General features: G+C 68.9%; 18 protein-coding genes. 9 read left to right on the forward strand and 9 right to left on the reverse strand.

Annotated elements, in window-relative coordinates; all coding sequences use genetic code 11:
- Positions 1-28: 28 nt before the first annotated feature.
- From OHA10_RS02925 to OHA10_RS02950, 6 genes are read right to left on the reverse strand one after another with little or no spacing between them, the layout of a single operon-like run.
- The gene (locus OHA10_RS02925; protein ID WP_371404614.1) at positions 29-1,183 is read right to left on the reverse strand and encodes a hypothetical protein; all 1,155 of its coding nucleotides are present in this window, start codon (positions 1,181-1,183) and stop codon (positions 29-31) included.
- Positions 1,184-1,203: 20 nt separating this feature from the next.
- The gene (locus tag OHA10_RS02930; RefSeq protein ID WP_371404615.1) at positions 1,204-2,007 is read right to left on the reverse strand and encodes an ABC transporter permease; all 804 of its coding nucleotides are present in this window, start codon (positions 2,005-2,007) and stop codon (positions 1,204-1,206) included.
- Positions 2,007-2,789, reverse strand: coding sequence for an ABC transporter permease (locus OHA10_RS02935; RefSeq protein ID WP_371404616.1), 783 nt, complete (start codon positions 2,787-2,789; stop codon positions 2,007-2,009). Before OHA10_RS02935 ends, OHA10_RS02930 begins: the two co-directional genes overlap by 1 nt.
- Positions 2,789-3,736 carry an ABC transporter ATP-binding protein gene (locus OHA10_RS02940; protein ID WP_371404617.1) on the reverse strand — a complete coding sequence of 316 codons (948 nt, stop codon included), beginning with the start codon at positions 3,734-3,736 and terminating at the stop codon, positions 2,789-2,791. The genes OHA10_RS02935 and OHA10_RS02940 overlap by 1 nt, the downstream gene beginning before the upstream one ends.
- A gap of 57 nt (positions 3,737-3,793) precedes the next feature.
- Complete coding sequence (locus OHA10_RS02945) at positions 3,794-4,531, reverse strand: SDR family oxidoreductase (RefSeq protein WP_371404618.1); 738 nt, start codon at positions 4,529-4,531, stop codon at positions 3,794-3,796.
- Positions 4,528-5,301 carry a type II CAAX prenyl endopeptidase Rce1 family protein gene (locus OHA10_RS02950; protein WP_371404619.1) on the reverse strand — a complete coding sequence of 258 codons (774 nt, stop codon included), beginning with the start codon at positions 5,299-5,301 and terminating at the stop codon, positions 4,528-4,530. Before OHA10_RS02950 ends, OHA10_RS02945 begins: the two co-directional genes overlap by 4 nt.
- A 237-nt stretch (positions 5,302-5,538) precedes the next feature.
- Here OHA10_RS02950 and OHA10_RS02955 point away from each other — a divergent pair, with 237 nt between their 5' ends.
- The 9 genes from OHA10_RS02955 (at position 5,539) to OHA10_RS02995 (ending at position 12,592) form a co-directional block, all read left to right on the forward strand.
- Positions 5,539-6,138 carry a MarR family winged helix-turn-helix transcriptional regulator gene (locus OHA10_RS02955; RefSeq protein WP_371404620.1) on the forward strand — a complete coding sequence of 200 codons (600 nt, stop codon included), beginning with the start codon at positions 5,539-5,541 and terminating at the stop codon, positions 6,136-6,138.
- Positions 6,135-7,748: an MDR family MFS transporter gene (locus tag OHA10_RS02960; RefSeq protein ID WP_371404621.1), complete on the forward strand. Its 1,614-nt coding sequence runs from the start codon at positions 6,135-6,137 to the stop codon at positions 7,746-7,748. Before OHA10_RS02955 ends, OHA10_RS02960 begins: the two co-directional genes overlap by 4 nt.
- 219 nt (positions 7,749-7,967) lie before the next feature.
- Positions 7,968-8,561 (forward strand): hypothetical protein, encoded by a 594-nt coding sequence (locus tag OHA10_RS02965; protein ID WP_371404622.1) that lies wholly within the window; start codon positions 7,968-7,970, stop codon positions 8,559-8,561.
- Positions 8,558-8,857 (forward strand): hypothetical protein, encoded by a 300-nt coding sequence (locus OHA10_RS02970; RefSeq protein ID WP_371404623.1) that lies wholly within the window; start codon positions 8,558-8,560, stop codon positions 8,855-8,857. Before OHA10_RS02965 ends, OHA10_RS02970 begins: the two co-directional genes overlap by 4 nt.
- A 107-nt stretch (positions 8,858-8,964) precedes the next feature.
- Positions 8,965-9,546: a hypothetical protein gene (locus tag OHA10_RS02975; RefSeq protein ID WP_371404624.1), complete on the forward strand. Its 582-nt coding sequence runs from the start codon at positions 8,965-8,967 to the stop codon at positions 9,544-9,546.
- A gap of 8 nt (positions 9,547-9,554) precedes the next feature.
- A complete protein-coding gene (locus OHA10_RS02980; RefSeq protein WP_371404625.1) occupies positions 9,555-10,718 on the forward strand; it encodes a hypothetical protein in 1,164 nt (387 codons plus the stop codon).
- Between the two features lie 76 nt (positions 10,719-10,794).
- Positions 10,795-11,454, forward strand: a complete 660-nt coding sequence (locus OHA10_RS02985; protein WP_371404626.1) for a nucleotidyl transferase AbiEii/AbiGii toxin family protein — start codon at positions 10,795-10,797, stop codon at positions 11,452-11,454.
- Positions 11,451-11,807 (forward strand): transcriptional regulator, encoded by a 357-nt coding sequence (locus OHA10_RS02990; RefSeq protein WP_371404627.1) that lies wholly within the window; start codon positions 11,451-11,453, stop codon positions 11,805-11,807. The genes OHA10_RS02985 and OHA10_RS02990 overlap by 4 nt, the downstream gene beginning before the upstream one ends.
- Positions 11,807-12,592, forward strand: coding sequence for a nucleotidyl transferase AbiEii/AbiGii toxin family protein (locus OHA10_RS02995; protein ID WP_371404628.1), 786 nt, complete (start codon positions 11,807-11,809; stop codon positions 12,590-12,592). The genes OHA10_RS02990 and OHA10_RS02995 overlap by 1 nt, the downstream gene beginning before the upstream one ends.
- On the opposite strand, the gene OHA10_RS03000 is transcribed toward OHA10_RS02995, so the two are convergent.
- From OHA10_RS03000 to OHA10_RS03010, 3 genes are read right to left on the reverse strand one after another with little or no spacing between them, the layout of a single operon-like run.
- Complete coding sequence (locus OHA10_RS03000; RefSeq protein ID WP_371404629.1) at positions 12,589-13,809, reverse strand: AI-2E family transporter; 1,221 nt, start codon at positions 13,807-13,809, stop codon at positions 12,589-12,591. The genes OHA10_RS02995 and OHA10_RS03000 overlap by 4 nt on opposite strands.
- Positions 13,810-13,839: 30 nt before the next feature.
- Positions 13,840-15,210 (reverse strand): glutamate mutase L, encoded by a 1,371-nt coding sequence (locus OHA10_RS03005; protein WP_371404630.1) that lies wholly within the window; start codon positions 15,208-15,210, stop codon positions 13,840-13,842.
- A complete protein-coding gene (locus tag OHA10_RS03010) occupies positions 15,207-16,361 on the reverse strand; it encodes a cystathionine gamma-synthase (RefSeq protein WP_371404631.1) in 1,155 nt (384 codons plus the stop codon). The genes OHA10_RS03005 and OHA10_RS03010 overlap by 4 nt, the downstream gene beginning before the upstream one ends.
- Between the last annotated feature and the right edge of the window lie 94 nt (positions 16,362-16,455).

Consider the following 16,455-nt stretch of genomic DNA (forward strand, 5'->3'; position numbering starts at 1 on the left):
GCGTTCCATCCCGACTGTTGCGGTTGGATCACCAGCCGAGGACGCTCGGCGGACCTCCGATCAACTCGTCGAGCCGTGCGACGAAGCGGGTGCGAGGCTCAGGATCGAGGGCCAGCTGCCAGGCCGGAAGCAGCGGACCGTCCCGCAGCAGCCGATGCTGCTGGAAGCGGTACGCCGCGAGCGCCTCCGCGACTGCCGTCTCGCCGAGGTACCCGAACGTCTCCACGGTCGGCGTCCCGAGCGTCGTCTCGTCGAGGGCCGCGTTGGCGTGCGCGATACCGAACCCGTGCAGCACTGCGAACAGATCGGTCAGCGGCTCCCGCAGTACGCCGGTCGCACCAGGCACGTCCGACGGCATCAGCACCTGATGCCCGAGCTCATGCGACACAGCCGCGATGAGAACGGTCGGATCCGCGAGTACGTCGGAGCCGAGCATGACCGCGGTATATCCAGGCAGCAGCTCGACCCCAGGCAGGCAATAGGTCAGGTCGGTCCATCTCCCGGCGCGCGACGACTCCCTCCCAGCAGCCTCGGGCTCAGGTCGCTCGCGCCACGCCGACAGCTCGACCCGACGCACCGGATCCGGCTCGGCCGCGATCTCCCGGCAACGCACCAACTCGGTGAGGAAGTCGAGGAACGCGAACCGCTGGATCTCCGGCAGCAGCCCGACCTCGGCACCGTCAGGATCCTCCGGCGCATCGGTCCCGGCGCCGCACTCCACCAGCAGTTCGGCAAGCCGGGCGACCGCATCGAAGTCGGCCGATCCGCGAGTGCCAAGGACCCGTCGGTGGGTCCGAACAGCGGCGACGTCCTCCGGCGCAGCCCCACGAAACGCGGGCAGGCTCTGGGCGACGAAAGCATCGGCGAGCGTTGCCCCCAGCAACTGCCCGGCCTCGACCACCTTCTCCAGCTGGAAACTGAACCGTATCCGCCCAGCCGGGATCCCCATCCGCTCAGCAACCAGCAGGCACAACTCCCGACCAGCCGCCTCCGACCCGTCATAGCCGGCCGGAACGAACTCCCCCGGTACGACGGCGGGCCGGCGCAGCGGGTCGGTCCCGAAATGCTCGATCAGCAACCGCAGCGACTCCTCGACCCATTGCCGCGCCCCATCCGGCAACTCGACCTTCGGCGCCCGCACGAGATCGCTGAAGGACATGTCCATGCCCACTGCGACGTCCACCGACAGCATTGCGGTTCCGGCTACTTCAGCAGCAGTTTGCCCAGGCGGCGGGAGGCGACGTACATGCCGAGGGTCCCCATTGCGAGCAGGTACAACGCGTGGATGATGAGGAACCAGCCGACGGTGCCGGTGGTGAAGGCGCGCTCGAGGACGACACCCTGGTAGAGCGGCGTGATCTCGACCAGCCAGCGGATCGCGGCCGGGTAGGTCTCGACCGGGTAGAACGTGGCCGAGAACAGGAACATCGGCATGATCGCCAACTGCACGAACTCGAAGTCCTGCCAGCTGCGCATGAACGTGGTCAATGCCATCCCCGCGCCAGCGAACGCGAACCCGATCAGCACCGAGGCCGGCAGCGCGAGCAGCGCCCACCACGACGACACCAGCCCCATGATCAGCATGACCAGCACGAACATCGCCGAGTAGATCGCACCGCGCAGCAGTGCCCAGGTGATCTCGCCGGTCGCCACGTCCCACGGCCGCAGCGGTGTCGCGAGCATCGAGTCGTAGAGCTTGGCGTACTTCATCCGGAAGAAGATGTTGTACGTCGAGTCGAAGATCGCACCGTTCATCGCCGAGCTGGCCAGCATCGCGGGCGCGACGAACGCGGCGTACGCGATCTTGGTGCCGTCGGACAACGTGAAGTCACCGACGAGGTGAGCCACGCCGATGCCGATCGAGAGCAGGTAGAACACCGGCTCGAAGAACCCGGACAGGAACACGACCCACGACCGCCGGTACAGCAGGAAGTTCCGCTCGACGATGTGCCGGCCCCCGCCGAGCCGGACCGGAACCGGGACAACCCTCGCAGCAATAGTCGCCATCAGCGGATCAACCTCCGGGTGAAGCCGCGGACGGCGAGCCAGGTGCCGACCAGGAACCAGGCCAGCAGATAGACGACATTGACGAGTGCCAGCCACGGGTTGACCGTGCCGAGGCTGAGGTTGCGGGACAGGTCGACCGCGTGCCACAGCGGACTCACGTACGCGAGCCACTCGATCCAGTCCGGCAACTGTGAGACCGGGAAGAACGCCCCCGAGAACAGGAAAGCCGGCACCACGCCGAAGCGGAACACCATCGCGAAGCCCGAGTCGTTCTCCAGGGTTGTCGCGTACGCCGCGATCGGACCGGCGACGGCCATCCCGACGAGCAGGGCGACCGGCAGACCGAGGATCCCCAAGGGCGACTTCAACCCGCCGAACAACGTGATGATCACCAGGAACACCGCACACGAGCTCAACACCCGGAACGCGATGAACGCCAGCTGCCCGTAGACCACATCCGCAGGCCGCAGCGGCGTCGCGATCATCGAGTGGTAGAACTTCTGCCACTTCAGTCCGGACATCACCGGGTACGTCGCCTCGCCGACCGCGATCTGCAACGCCGTCGAGGCGAGCAGACCCGGCGCGATGAACTGCAGGTAGCTGACGCCGCCGAGCGCACCGGTCCCGTTGCTGTCCACGAACGAGCCGAGCCCGATCCCCATCGCGGCCAGGTAGAGCATCGGCAGCAGGAAGCTGCTGATCATCGTGCCCTTCCAAGTCCGCTTGTAGACGGTCAGCCAGTAGTCGAACATCCGGCGACCGTTCTCGAGAGCGACCGCCATCAGTCCACCAACGTCCGGCCGGTGAGGCGCAGGAACACGTCCTCCAGGGTGGAGCGCCGGACCAGCACGGCAGCCGGTTGCAGACCACGCTCGTGTACTGCGGCGACCGCGCGCTCACCGTCATCGGTGTAGAGCAGCAGGCGGTCGGGCAGCACTTCGATGCGCTGGGCAAGATCCTCGACCTTGCCGGCCAGCGCGTCATGGTCGGCCAGCATCACGTCCGGCCCGAACCGCAGCTCGGTCACCTCGCGGGTCGAGTAGTCGCGGATCAGGTCGGACGGCGACCCCTCGGCCGCGATCAGCCCGCCGTCCATCACCACGAGCCGGTCGCACAACTGCTCGGCCTCGTCCATGTAGTGGGTGGTGATGATCAGCGTCACGCCGGCCTGTTTGAGCCGGAACAGCTTGTCCCACAACAGATGCCGCGCCTGCGGATCGAGGCCGGTGGTCGGCTCGTCGAGGAGCAGCAGGTCGGGCTTGCTCACCAGGGATCGGGCGATCGTAAGCCGCCGCTTCATCCCGCCGGACAGCTCGTCGACCTTGACCTTCGCCTTCTCGGTCAGCGCGACGAACTCGAGCAGCTCGTCGGCGCGCTCGCGGCACTCGGCCCGGCTGAGACCGAAGTACCGGCCGTAGATCGTGAGGTTCTCCTTGACGGTCAGCTCGGTGTCGAGGGTGTCGTCCTGCGGGCAGACGCCCAGCCGGGCGCGGATCGCCGGGCCGTCGGTCGCCGGGTCGAGGCCGAGGATGCGGAGCGTGCCGCCGCTGGCCGGGGAGACCGCGCCGATCATCCGCATCGTCGACGACTTGCCCGCGCCGTTCGGCCCGAGGAACCCGAAGGCCTCGCCGCGCCACACGTCCAGGTCGATGCCGCGGACCGCTTCGAAGTCGCCGTACGACTTGCGCAGGTCGCGGACATGGACCAAGGACTCCCGCTGCTCGCTCACCCAACTGACACTAGACGGCCCTCCGGACAGTTTCTTCTTGTTTTGGGCTGATGCCGGTCAGCCGCGGCCGACGTACGGCATCCCGGCAGCCATCACGGTCAGGGTCGGTACGGCGACCGTGGTCGGCAGCTGCGCGATCCGGACGACGAAGTCCGCGACGATCTTCGGGTCGAACGTCGGCTCGACCGCGATCGAACCGTCGGGCTGGAGCACGCCCTGCTCCATCCGGGCGGTCATCGCGGTCGCCGCGTTGCCGATGTCGATCTGGCAGGCGGTGATGCCGTGCGCACGGCCTTCCAGCTCGAGTCCCTTGGTCAGACCGGTGATGGCGTGCTTGCTCGCGGTGTAGGCGATCCCCTGCGGCCGTGGCACATGCGCCGAGATCGACCCGTTGTTGATGATCCGCCCGCCCCTGGGGTCCTGGCGGAGCATCAGCTCGAACGCCGCCTGCGCGCACAGGAACGAACCGGTCAGGTTGGTGTCCACGACCCGCCGCCAGTCCTCCTCCCGCACATCCTGTACGCCGGCCGCCGGCGACCCCGTCCCCGCGTTGTTCACCAACACGTCAACCCGCTCGAGCCCCCTGAAGAACTCCCGCACAGCAGCCCCATCGGACACGTCCAGAACCGCGCCTTCCACCACGCCCCCAGCCGCGCCAGCGGCCGCGGCGGTTTCTTCAAGCTTCTCCTCAGTGCGCCCCGTCACCCACACGCGGTACCCGGCCGCCGCAAGAGCCAGCGCCATCTCCCGCCCCAGCCCGGACCCGCCACCGGTCACCACGGCCACCTGCGTCATCGCGCCACCCTTCTCCCGGATTCGACTGCCGTCCAGGATGGCAGCAACGCGGCCGCGACCAGGATCATGACCAGCACCTCCAGCCAGACCGCCTTACCGAGCGGCGGCACCAGTTCCTCGGTCAGATTCCACGCGGCGTGCACGAGGATCGCCCCGGGCACCCCACCCCGCAGCTTCTCGCTCACGAACAGCATCACGAACGTCAGCGGGAACAGCTCCAGGAAGAACGTCGCCCCCGCCGCCGTGAACAGCCCGTCATCGTGCTGCCCCGTGCCGGGCAGGAAGTACAGCGGCACATGCCACAACCCCCACACCGCCCCGAGCACCGCAGTCGTCTGCAACGGACCGAAGTACTCCCGCAACCGTGGCTGCACGTACCCGCGCCACCCGAACTCCTCCGAGACCGGCCCCGCCAGGAATGTGTACGCCGCCGCGCCGAGCACCCCTCCGGCTCTCGCGACGACGGACGACGCATGGCCCGGCAGCTCAGGCAGCCGACCGGACAGCGCGCAGGCAGCGAACGGCCCCAACGCACCGAGCGCGACCGCCGCCACCGGCCACCGCCAGGACCAGCGGACCACCCTCCGCCGCTCACGCCGCCACAGCCACATCACGAGCGCGGCCAGCGAGGGCCCGGACGCGGCCAACGCGAACACAAGCGACCCAACGCCCTCGTTCACATCCGTGCCGGTCAGCCTGAGAACCGCCCACGGCACCCAGGTCAGAGCAAGACAAATGACTCCGAACTCCACCAACGGGCGCTTGATCACCGCCCAAGCCTCCCGGCGGCCGCAGTGCCCGACCAGGGTGCTGGACCGACCTCGGAACGGGATCCAGCACCACTTCGCGTCACAGAACACCCCCTTCCGCCGTCGAAAGGATGTACGCAGCGCGATTCGACTGCGGACAGTGATCATCCGGCGACCGAGAGCAAATGAGTGGCGGCTCAGTTGAATACCCTGGAAACTCATTTGCGTGTATCACGCAAGCATGTATATGCTTGCAGCATGCAAGTAAACGACGCGTATACACCGCAGACCCCCATCGAGGGCGTCATGCACGCGTTCACCCGGATCGGACGCCGGCTGAAGGCCAAGCAGCCCGGCGACACGATCGACCACAGCGCGCATGTCGTGCTGTTCGCACTGCGGTGCAACGGCGCACTGCGACTGTCCGACCTCGCCGGGCGACTCGAGCTCGACGCCTCGACCACCAGCCGGCACGTCCGGTCCCTGGAGCAGCTGGGCCTGGTCCGCCGCTCCGCCGACCCCGACGACGGCCGCGCCTTCCGGGTCGAGCTGACCGATGAGGGCATCGAGCAGTGGGAAGCCAGCGCCCGTCACCGGATGGAGCTGCTGAGTGCCGCGATGGAGGGCTGGTCCGAAGAGGACGTGCAGACCTTCGAGCGGCTGATGACCCGCTTCGCCGACGGCGTCGCCGCCCGGACCGAAGCACCCTCCAGCGCCGCCTGGGCCGAGAAGGGGTGGGCCGCCGTGGCCCCGAGACCCTCCGCCCCGGCAGAGCGCAGTACAGACCAGAACTTCGCGGCCAGCGGCGACCCCGCAACCCGTGAGAACACCGACAAGAACCTGGAGAGCACCAAATGAGCACCACAGAGCCTGCCACCGCCGGCGGCGCTGCGCCCGATAGCGGTCCTAGCTACCTGTCCCACAAGCAGATCCTGGTGATTCTCGGCGGCCTGATGGCCGGGATGTTCCTGGCCGCGCTCGACCAGAGCATCGTGGGTACGGCGCTGCCGCGTATCGTCAGCGAGTTCAACAGCCTCGACAAGTTGTCCTGGGTGGTCACGGCGTACCTGCTGACCTCGACCGCCTCGACCCCCCTGTGGGGAAAGATCTCCGACCTCTACGGCCGTCGCCCGCTGTTCATCGCGGCGATCGTCACCTTCCTCGGCGGCTCGGTGCTGTCCGCGCTGTCGCAGAACATCGAGCAGCTGATCGGCTTCCGCGCCGTCCAGGGTCTGGGCGCCGGCGGTCTGATGTCCCTCGCGTTCGCCACCATCGGCGACGTGATCCCGCCGCGCGAGCGCGGTAAGTACATGGGGTACTTCGGCGCCGTCTTCGGCCTGTCCTCGGTGGCCGGCCCGCTGCTCGGCGGTCTGCTCACCGACGGTCCCGGCTGGCGCTGGATCTTCTGGATCAACGTCCCGATCGGTCTCGTTGCCCTGGGCATCGTTGCCGCCGTACTCCGGCTGCCGCACGTGAAGCGCTCGCACAAGATCGACTACCTCGGCGCCTCCACGGTCGCCGCCGCTGTCACCTCGCTGCTGCTGGCGGTCTCCTGGAGCGGTCCGAGCAACGGCTGGGGCAACGCGACCACGCTGGCGCTGCTGATCGGCGCCGTCGTACTGGCCGTCGCGTTCGTGATCATCGAGCTGCGGGTGGCCGAGCCGATCATCCCGATGGACCTGTTCAAGGGCCGGATCTTCTCCGGGTACGCCGGGTACGCGTTCCTGCTCGGGTTCGCGATGTTCGGTGCGCTGATCTTCCTTCCGCTGTACCTGCAGGCCGTCAAGGACCTGTCGCCGACCCGCTCCGGCCTGGCGTTGCTGCCGATGATCGTCGGTATCTTCTCCGCGTCGATCCCGAGCGGCCAGATGATGAGCAAGAGCGGCCGGTACAAGCACTTCCCGATCATCTCGGCGGTGCTGGTCGGCGGCGCGATGATCCTGCTGTCCACGCTGAGCCTGAGCACGCCGTACTGGCAGCTGGCGATCTACATGTTCGTGATGGGCGCCGGTCTGGGTCTGTCGATGCAGATCACCGTCACCGCCGCGCAGAACAGCGTTCCCCGGCAGCACATGGGTAGCGCGACCTCGACGATGACGTTCTTCCGCTCGATGGGCGGCGCGATCGGTACGGCGGTCTACGGCGCCGTACTGACCAGCCGGCTGAAGGACCACCTGGGCGACATCATCCCGAACGCCACGCAGTCGATGGTCGACGGACTCGCCAAGGCGGCCAACAGCGTCCAGGCGCTGCACGCGCTGAAGGAGCCGATGAAGGGCTTCGCCCTGCACGGGCTGGTCGACGCGATGGACGACGTCTTCCTGGTCTCGCTGCCGTTCCTCGCGATCGCGCTGATCCTGGCGATCATCACGCCGGAGCAGAAGCTGGCCGGCCGCAACGACGGCCCGAAGGCAGAGGGCGAAGGCGAGCAGTCGCTGGAGTCGTCCGCCGCCGCGGCCATGCACTAAGACGGCACTAAGACGGCACTGAGACGGCACTCATACGGCACTGAGGTTTACCGAACGGAGACCAAAGTCCGGTTGACCTACCCGACAGCCGCCCTGGGAAGCTTCCCAGGGCGGCTGTTCTTTTGCGCTCCGTGAGATGAACGGGCCGTCTGACCCCGCCGGGGTCGTAGCTTCGACAGCAGAGTGTGATGCACCGCGACGATAGGAACAGCCGCACGGATGAAGACACTTGACCGGCCGTTGGACGACGACGACCGCGCGATGGCGGACCTCGCCGAGGTCCGCGACTGGCGACGCCTCGGCGGACCCCAGTCGGGCGCCACCGGCCCGGACCCGGTGCGCCGCCTGATCCGCCGGGTCAAGTCGGCCACCAACTGGAAGCCGTGGCCGATCACCCGCAGGACCGTGATCGACGACCAGCTGGACGGTTGGGGATTCCTCACCCGCCGCAAGACCGAGCTCGCCGTCTACGACGACCAGGTGCTGCCGCACAGTCCGTTCAGCGGCTGGGTGGCGTTCGCCATCGAGCGCACCGACATCGACGCGGCGGTCGCCGGACTCGACGAACACTGGCCGGAGAAATTCGACCTCGCCTGCCGGCACTGGGGACAGCCGGCGTACGTCGGAATAGACAGCAAGACCGGATTCGTCGACGACTGGTCGCCGGGCGCCGGCGCCGACCGCCGGCACCTCGCCGTGTGGACGCCGCCCGGTGCGGAGATCCATCTGTACAGCAACAAGCCGACAGCGCGCCCGTTGTCGGTGTCGGTCGGAATCAACTACACGGTCTACCTCAACGAGGAGGGGACATGAGGACACCAACAGCCATCGCCCGGGAAGCTCAGCGCGACGCCAGGTTCTCCAACGTCGGTACGCCGGCGCCCACCGGAGACCTGAGCAGCGTGTCCGAGACCTCGCTGACGGCCCTCGCCCACGATCGCAACGCCGCCACCGCAGGCCCGGCCGTCAGTTCGCCGGAGCTGGACGCGAACCTCCGCGCCGGTCTCCTGCCACCGGGCCCCACCCGTGCCGCAGGCAGCACCGGGGCCCGCCCCCAGACCGGCGGCCCGACAGCACGAGGCAACGACCGGAACGGCCCGGCCCGCTAGCGCCGGATCAGACCGGATCCCCTGTATTTCAACGCAATTCCTGACCCCGACACCGCCGTACGGTTTCCGACGACGGCTTGAGCACTGACGGAAGGAACAAGCCCGGAATGAAAACGCTGGACAGGCCACTCGACGAGGACGACCGGGCCTTCGCCGACTTCGCCGACATCCGCGACTGGTCGGCGATCGCCGGCCCGAACGACGACAAGAGCGGGCCGGAGGTCGTCCGGGCAATCGTGCAGCGGGTCACCGCGGCCACCGACTGGCAGCCCTGGCCGCTCGCCGCCGGCGAGCAGATCGATCCGGTGCTGGCGTCGTGGGGCTTCACCACGAAGCGCAACAGCACGATCATCGTGTTCCCGGGCCTCGCGTTCGCCGACGCCCAGAACAGTGGCTGGTGCGCGTACGAGATCGGTCCGGGCGACATCGCCGAGGCCGAGGCGGGGCTCGACGCCCATTGGGGCGACCACCTCGCGCTGGCGACCAAGTACTTCGGAGAGCCGGCCTACGTCGGCAACGACAGCAGTCCCACCTTCCTCGACGAGTGGGGGCCAGGAGCGGGGGCCGACAAGCGCCACCTGGCCGCGTGGACTCTTCCCGGCGCAGATTTCCGGTTGTTCAGCACCAAGCCGACCCGTGACCCGCTGACCAGCGCAGTCGGTGTCAGCTACGCGGTCTACATCAATTAGGAGACGCAATGACGACACCATCTGAAGGCCCCGGAGGATGGCAGCCGGGAAGCTTCCTCGACTCCGCTGACTGGCTGAGGAATCTGTCGCAGGAGCAGCAGCAGAACCTCACCACCTTCGTCGGGATGACCCCGGAACAGCGACAGGCCGCGGTCAACTTCATCAACCTCGACGACCGTCAGCAGGCGAACCTGATGCGGGCCGCGAACACGGACCCGTTGCGGGACCGGATCGCCAACGCGTACCGCGGCGCCGTCGCGCGGGTCCACCTCGCGTACGACAACACGTCGCAGCGGATCAGCGAGGCGGCGCAGACGCTGGCCACCCAGGCCCGCGAGTACCGCGATGCCGCGGTCTCCGGCGCCACGCGTGCCTACGAGGGCACCCGGGACACCGTCGTACAAGGTGCTCGCGACGCCCGTGACACGGTCGTGCAGGCCGGGCGCGACGTCCGGGCCGGTGCCGAGGAGCTCGGTCAGCAGGTCGCCGGCGCGTACAACCGCGGCGTGGACCGCGTGAACGCGGCCGGCCAGCGGGTCGCGGAGACCTATCAGGGTGCTCGCGACGGCATCGTCGACGCGGCCCAGCGCGGACAGGTCCGGCTCGACCAGGCGTGGCAGGCCGGAGCCGACCGGCTGAACGAGACCGGCCAGCAGATCGCCCAGGGCGCCCGGGACCTCCGGACGGCCGCGGTCGGCACCGCTCGGGACACCCGCGACGCGGTCGTCGGCGGCGCCCGGACGGCCCGGGACGCGGTCACCGCCGCCCCCGGCAAGGTGGGCCGGTGGTTCGAGGCCAAGTTCAACTCGACCATGCTGAAGGCCGAAAGCTCGCTGGCCAGCTTCAACGCCGGCCGGCACGACCCGACGCTCCAGTCGCAGACGCTGAACCCGAAGGACCGGCTGGAGATGGCCCAGCGGTTCAGCGAGGCGCTGCGCGCGCCGAACCTGCAGGCGCGTACGGAGATCCTCCAGGGCCTGGCCCAGTCGTCGCAGGCCCAGCTGGACGCCCAGACCCAAGAGGCGCAGCGGAGCGCGATGCACGCCCTCAGCGGCGTCGCGCCGGCCGGCCAGGCGGTCTCGGCCCCGGCGCAGCCGCAGTCGTCGGGTCAGGGCGAGCAGACCAATCCCAACCTCACCAAGAACACCGACAAGGGCGGCCTCAAGCGCTGACCCCGCACACCCGAAGACGCCGCCGAGCCTCTGCTCGGCGGCGTCTTCGTACGTCGGACCAGGCAGACTGACCCCCGTGAACCCGCTCCAAACCAAGCTGGCCACCCTCGGCCTCGAGGCCCTGTCCGAGTTCGGCTTCGTCCTCGCCGGCGGCTACGCCCTCCAACTCCACGGCTTCGGCCACCGCGAGTCCGACGACATCGACCTGTTCACCAACGACCTCGACCCCGCACACTTCGCCGAGGCCGTCGACCGTCTGGTCACCGCCTACCGGGCCGTCGGCCTGGAGGTTGAGGTCGCGCGGCAGGTTGCGACGTTCGCCCGGATCGTGGTCACCGACGCCGGCACCAGCGCCAAGGCGGACCTCGCTGTCGACCACCGGTTGTTGCCGCCGGCGACGAGCGAGGTCGGACCGGTGCTGTCCGAGGCCGATGCCATCGGCAGCAAGGTAGGCGCGTTGTACTCACGGCTCGAGCCGCGCGACCTGATCGACGTACAGGCGATCCTCGACAGCAATCGCTACGGCACCGACGAACTGCTTGCGCTCGCCGACCAACGCGAGGTCGTGCCCTTGGATCGGGCGATGCTGGCCGGTCAGCTGCGCGCCGGCAGCCGACTGCCCGACGCCGGGTTCCAGGAGTACGGCGCCACACCGGAGTTGATCGCGCGGATCCGGGACGCGGCACGGCAATGGGCCGAGCGGCTGGACCGCCCATCGGAGAGGATGGGGGAATGAACGAGCCGCGCTGGACCCAGCCCGGGGACTCCTATGCCTCCCGGATCCCCTACGTCGTGCCGGATTCGCTGGACCAGCTGACCGGTCCACGGACCGGACTCGTCGAGCTGCCCACGTCTGTTGCCTGGGGCCCGCAGCGTGTCTACGACCTCGACAACCCTGTCGATCGTCAATACCTGTACCAGAAGGTGCTGAGCGAGGCCTCGACACTCGACCAGCTCACGCGGTTCGTGAACAAGGACCTGCTGATCGAGCTCTGGCCGCAACTCCACCTGCCGCGGTACTGCGTCCGCCGGTGGCACACCGCGTTCCCGCAGCTCGCCGAGATCGGCGCGGGCGGGATCTGGCAGTGATGGACCCCGAACACGCCCAGGTTGCCCGGATCGGGTTGTCCGCGATCCGCGACGACGGATACGCACTCGCCGGCGGCCAGGCTTACAAGGAGCACGGTATCGGCGTCCGGACCCCGGAGGACGTCGACCTGTTCACCGACCGGCAGGGCGACTTCGACCAGACGATGGGCCGGCTGCATGCGGCGTACCGCGACGAGGGCTACCAGGTCGACGTACTCGAGCACTCCGGCGAGCACGCCAAGCTCAGCGTGAGCAGGGACGGCCGCAGCACTCAGGTCGACATCGGCCGCGACTTCCGCAGCCGGCCTCCGGTCGAGACCGAGGTCGGCCCGATGCTCTCTGTCGAAGACTCGGTCGGTTCGAAGGTCGGAGCGGCCTACGACCGGGCCGAGGCGAAGCACTTCATCGACCTCGAGGCCGCGGTCCAGTCCGGCCGGTACTCCCGCGACGACCTGCTCGCGCTCGGCGACGAGCGAGAGCTGTCCGGCATCGACCGGGAAGGCTTCGCCTACCAGCTGGACCAGGCCGGGCGGATCCCGGACGCCAAGTACGCCGAACACGGATTCACCGCCGAGCAGACCGCTGCCCTCAAGCAGGATCTCGGCAGTTGGGCCCAACAGATCCGGACGCGGGCGACGAACCCGGACATGGACACGGCGATGCGGGTCACCGAGGCGGGCCAGGCCCGGCCCGGATCAGGTCCTGCCGCCCAGACGCAGGGTACGGCGGCGCGGCGCGGGGCCGCGCTCAACCAGGAACGCAGCAGGGGCGAGCGCGGCAGTTAGTCGTCGGCCGGGAGTGGGTGGCGGCGTCTGGGTAAGGGACGGCGTGGGGGGTCTGGTTCTGGGTCGTTGCCGGCCAGGTGGTTGACGATGGCGTTGAGGACGGCGGCGGTGGGGACGGCTACCAGGGCGCCGACGATGCCGGCGATGACGACGCCGGTGGCGATCGAGAGGATGACGGCGAGCGGGTGGACGCTGACCGCGCGGCCGAGGAGGAACGGCTGCAGGACGTGGGCCTCCAGCTGCTGTACGCCGATCACGACCGCGAGCATGACGATCGCGACAATGGGGCCCTTGGCAACCAACGCGACGAGGACGGCGACCACGCCGCTGACCAGTGCACCGACGACCGGGACGAACGCGCCGACGAAGACCAGGATGCCGATCGCGCTCACCAGCGGCAGGCCGAGGATCGCTGCGCCGAGTGAGATACCGACCGCGTCGACGGCCGCCACCACGATCGTCGCGCGGACGAACGCGGTCAGCGAGACCCAGGCCCGCCGCCCGGACGAGTCTGCCTTGTCGCGGGCGCGGCGCGGGAACAGCCGGACCAGCCACGCCCAGATCTGCTCGCCCTGGTACAGGAAGAAGAACAGGCAGAACAGCGAGATGAACAGGCCCGCGACGACATGCGTGGCTGTCGTACCGACTGCTGCTGCCTGCTGACCGATCGCGCCGCCGGACGTGATCTGCTCGCGCAGCGTCTTGATCGCGTTGGTGACGTCCTGGTCGGTGAGACCGAAGTTGATCCGGCCCAGCTCGCGCAGCTTCTGCACACCTTCGCCGACCTGGGTCGACAGGCTGTCGAACTGGCCCGCGATCTGCGTGCCGACCAGCGTGAGGAGGCCCGCCACCAGCACGACCGTGGCGAGCACGGTGACCCCGGCCGCCGCGCCGCGCGGGAGGCGGAGCTTCTGCAGGCCGTTGGTGATCGGCACGAGGAGCGCGGTCAGGAGGATGCCGACAGTCACTGGCACGAAGACCTCGGACAGGTACCGGATGCCGTATCCGATCACGAGCACGGCCGCCACGATCACGAGGAACCGCCAGGCCCAGGTGCTCGCGATGTACATCCCGCGCGTCACCCCGGCGTCGTCGACCGGCGCCACGTCGTCAGGAAGCTTCCGCTCCGGCCGGTCGGTCTCCTCCAGCACCTCGTTGTCCGCCACCGGACTCTGATCCTCGGAGACCTCCGCGTCGTCCCGCCCCGCCTCGCTCATCACACCTCCGCAGCTCGGTTGCTGCTGAGACTAGTGCCCCCGCGTACCGGTTCCATGAATGTGAGCGGCCAGGCCCTCCGCGGCCTTCGGCTCGTCGTCCGCGAGCAGGCCGACGGCGGCGAGCACGTAGTCCGCGTCCACACACACCTCCGCCCGCTCCGGAACGAGCCAGCCCTCCTCCTGCGCGTTCGTCCCGATCGAGCCCAGGATCCGGGTGGCGACCTCCGGCGGATTGTGGCGCAGTACTCCCCCGGAGCCGACCAGCAGGTCCACCTCGCGCAGGTCCTTCCCCGAGCGCTCGATCACCCGCCCGCCCGGTCCGAACACGATCCGCTGTCGTCCCGCGTGCCGCCGGAGAGCGACCGTGGCGGCGACGCTCGCCAGCGTCTCGTCGTACGACGCCTCCTGCTGGTCCTGTGGCAGAAACGAGGGATCTTCATGCCGGCGTTCGGCAGCGACTCGTACTTCGGCCACATCCGGGATCAGGCCGGCCTCGACACCCGCGGCGACCACCGGTACGGCGCTCCAGCGCATGCCGAGGTCACCCTCGACCGTACGGGTGACCGGATGGGTGGCGACGACCTCGCGGCCGAGGTTCGCGTCCTCGGGGTCGAGCTCGATCACCGAGTGGACGTCGGTGGTCGCGCCGCCGATGTCCACGACCGCGACGTCCCCGTGCAGGCCGGCGAGCACCTCGACACCCCGCAGTACGACGTCCGGCGTCGCGGCGCGGATCAGGCTCGTGAACGACGGATCGCGGGACAGGTTCTTGCCGCCGATCACATGCGCGAGGAACATCTCCCGGATCGCGGCCCGCGCGCTGTCCGGCGCGAACACGCCGATCTCCGGTACGACGTTGTCCGCGAGCACATGCGGTACGGCGGCGTCCGTCAACCTGGCGGCGATCTCCGCCTGCGCCTCGATGTTGCCCGCGACAACGACCGGTTTCCGCCACTTGTACTTCGCCAGTGTCTCGGCCGCCTTCAGCAACACCGCCGAGTTCCCGCCGTCCGTCCCGCCGAGCAGCAGCACGACGTCCGGGCGATCCTTGCGCAGCTCCTTCTGACTCGTTGCCGTCAGCCCACCGTTGACGACGGCAACCACCCGGCCGCCGCTGGACAGCGCGACCCGCTTCCCCGCCTCGGCGGTGACGAGCTCTTCGTTGCCCACGACACCGATCCGCAGCCCGCCGCCGGCACTCGAACAGGCCAGCACCTCGGCCTTCTTCACCCCGCGATCGACATCCTCGAGCGCGATCCGGCAGGCGTTCCACCCGTCCATCACGTCGGTGTCGATCGTCGTACGGTGCTCGGCCCGGGCGACCAACTCGCCCGAGCCGATGTCCACGGCAACCGCCTTCGTGAACGTCGACCCGAAGTCGACGGCCACTACGAGGCTCATGCCATCGCGCGGTCGAGGTCGAGCAAGAGGTCGTCGATCGTCTCGATGCCGACGCTCAGCCGGATCAGGTCGGCCGGGACCTCCAGCGGCGTACCGGCGACCGAGGCGTGGGTCATCTTGCCCGGGTGCTCGATCAGCGACTCGACGCCGCCGAGGGACTCGCCGAGCGTAAAGACCTCGGCCTTGTTGCAGATGTCCAGCGCGTGCTTCTCGCCGCCGGTGACGCGGAAGCTCACGATCCCGCCGTACCGCTTCATCTGCTTGGCGGCGGTCTCGTGGCCCGGGTGGCCGTCGATACCGGGGTACAGCACCTGGCTGACGGACTTGTGCCGCTGCAGGAACTCGACGACCTTCTCGGCGTTGTCGCTGTGCCGGTCCATCCGGACGCCGAGCGTCTTGATGCCGCGCAGCACCAGCCACGAGTCGAACGGCCCGGCGACGGCGCCGATCGCGTTCTGGTGGAAGGCGATCTTCTCGGCCAGCTCGGCGTCGCGGACGACGAGCGCGCCGCCGACAACGTCCGAGTGTCCGCCCATGTACTTCGTGGTCGAGTGCACGACCACGTCCGCGCCGAGCTCCAGCGGCTGCTGCAGGTACGGCGAGGCGAACGTGTTGTCGACCACCAGCAGGGCGCCTGCGTCGTGCGCGATCTGGGCGACGATCGCGATGTCCGCGACATTCAGCAACGGGTTGGTGGGGGTCTCGAGCCAGACGACCTTGGTCTTGCCGGGCTGGATCGCGGCCCGGATCGCCTCCGGGTGGGTGACGGCGGCCGGGGTCATCTCGACGCCCCAGTTGCCGAGCACCTTGGAGAACAGCCGGAACGTGCCGCCGTACGCGTCGTCGGGGAACACCACGTGGTCACCGGGCACGCACAGCGAGCGGATCAGGGTGTCCTCGGCCGCCAGCCCGCTGGCGAACGCGAACCCGCGGTTGCCCGCCTCGATCGCGGCCAGGCACTCCTCGAGCGCCGTCCGGGTCGGGTTCGCGGAGCGGGAGTATTCGTAGCCGTTGCGCAGTCCGCCGACGCCGTCCTGCTTGTAGGTGCTGGTGGCATAGATCGGCGGGACCACCGAGCCGGTGGTCGGATCGGGCTCGTTCCCGGCGTGGATGGCGAGCGTCTCGAAGCCGTAGTGGTGTTCCGTGTTCACCGGACCAGCGTACGGCCTGGTCTGATCGGCCGGTGCACGCCGTCCGGGGCTGAGACGATCGGCCGGATCCAGGTTGTCCACAGCCGCGTCGTAC

The organism is Kribbella sp. NBC_00662, assembly GCF_041430295.1.
Classification (GTDB): domain Bacteria; phylum Actinomycetota; class Actinomycetes; order Propionibacteriales; family Kribbellaceae; genus Kribbella.

Coding starts and splice junctions, on each gene's coding strand:
- OHA10_RS02930 (WP_371404615.1), bottom strand. CDS start 2,007: ATGGCGACTATTGCTGCGAGGGTTGTCCCGGTTCCGGTCCGGCTCGGC.
- OHA10_RS02935 (WP_371404616.1), bottom strand. CDS start 2,789: ATGGCGGTCGCTCTCGAGAACGGTCGCCGGATGTTCGACTACTGGCTG.
- OHA10_RS02945 (WP_371404618.1), bottom strand. CDS start 4,531: ATGACGCAGGTGGCCGTGGTGACCGGTGGCGGGTCCGGGCTGGGGCGG.
- OHA10_RS02955 (WP_371404620.1), top strand. CDS start 5,539: ATGCAAGTAAACGACGCGTATACACCGCAGACCCCCATCGAGGGCGTC.
- OHA10_RS02960 (WP_371404621.1), top strand. CDS start 6,135: ATGAGCACCACAGAGCCTGCCACCGCCGGCGGCGCTGCGCCCGATAGC.
- OHA10_RS02965 (WP_371404622.1), top strand. CDS start 7,968: ATGAAGACACTTGACCGGCCGTTGGACGACGACGACCGCGCGATGGCG.
- OHA10_RS02970 (WP_371404623.1), top strand. CDS start 8,558: ATGAGGACACCAACAGCCATCGCCCGGGAAGCTCAGCGCGACGCCAGG.
- OHA10_RS02975 (WP_371404624.1), top strand. CDS start 8,965: ATGAAAACGCTGGACAGGCCACTCGACGAGGACGACCGGGCCTTCGCC.
- OHA10_RS02980 (WP_371404625.1), top strand. CDS start 9,555: ATGACGACACCATCTGAAGGCCCCGGAGGATGGCAGCCGGGAAGCTTC.
- OHA10_RS02990 (WP_371404627.1), top strand. CDS start 11,451: ATGAACGAGCCGCGCTGGACCCAGCCCGGGGACTCCTATGCCTCCCGG.
- OHA10_RS02995 (WP_371404628.1), top strand. CDS start 11,807: ATGGACCCCGAACACGCCCAGGTTGCCCGGATCGGGTTGTCCGCGATC.
- OHA10_RS03000 (WP_371404629.1), bottom strand. CDS start 13,809: ATGAGCGAGGCGGGGCGGGACGACGCGGAGGTCTCCGAGGATCAGAGT.
- OHA10_RS03005 (WP_371404630.1), bottom strand. CDS start 15,210: ATGAGCCTCGTAGTGGCCGTCGACTTCGGGTCGACGTTCACGAAGGCG.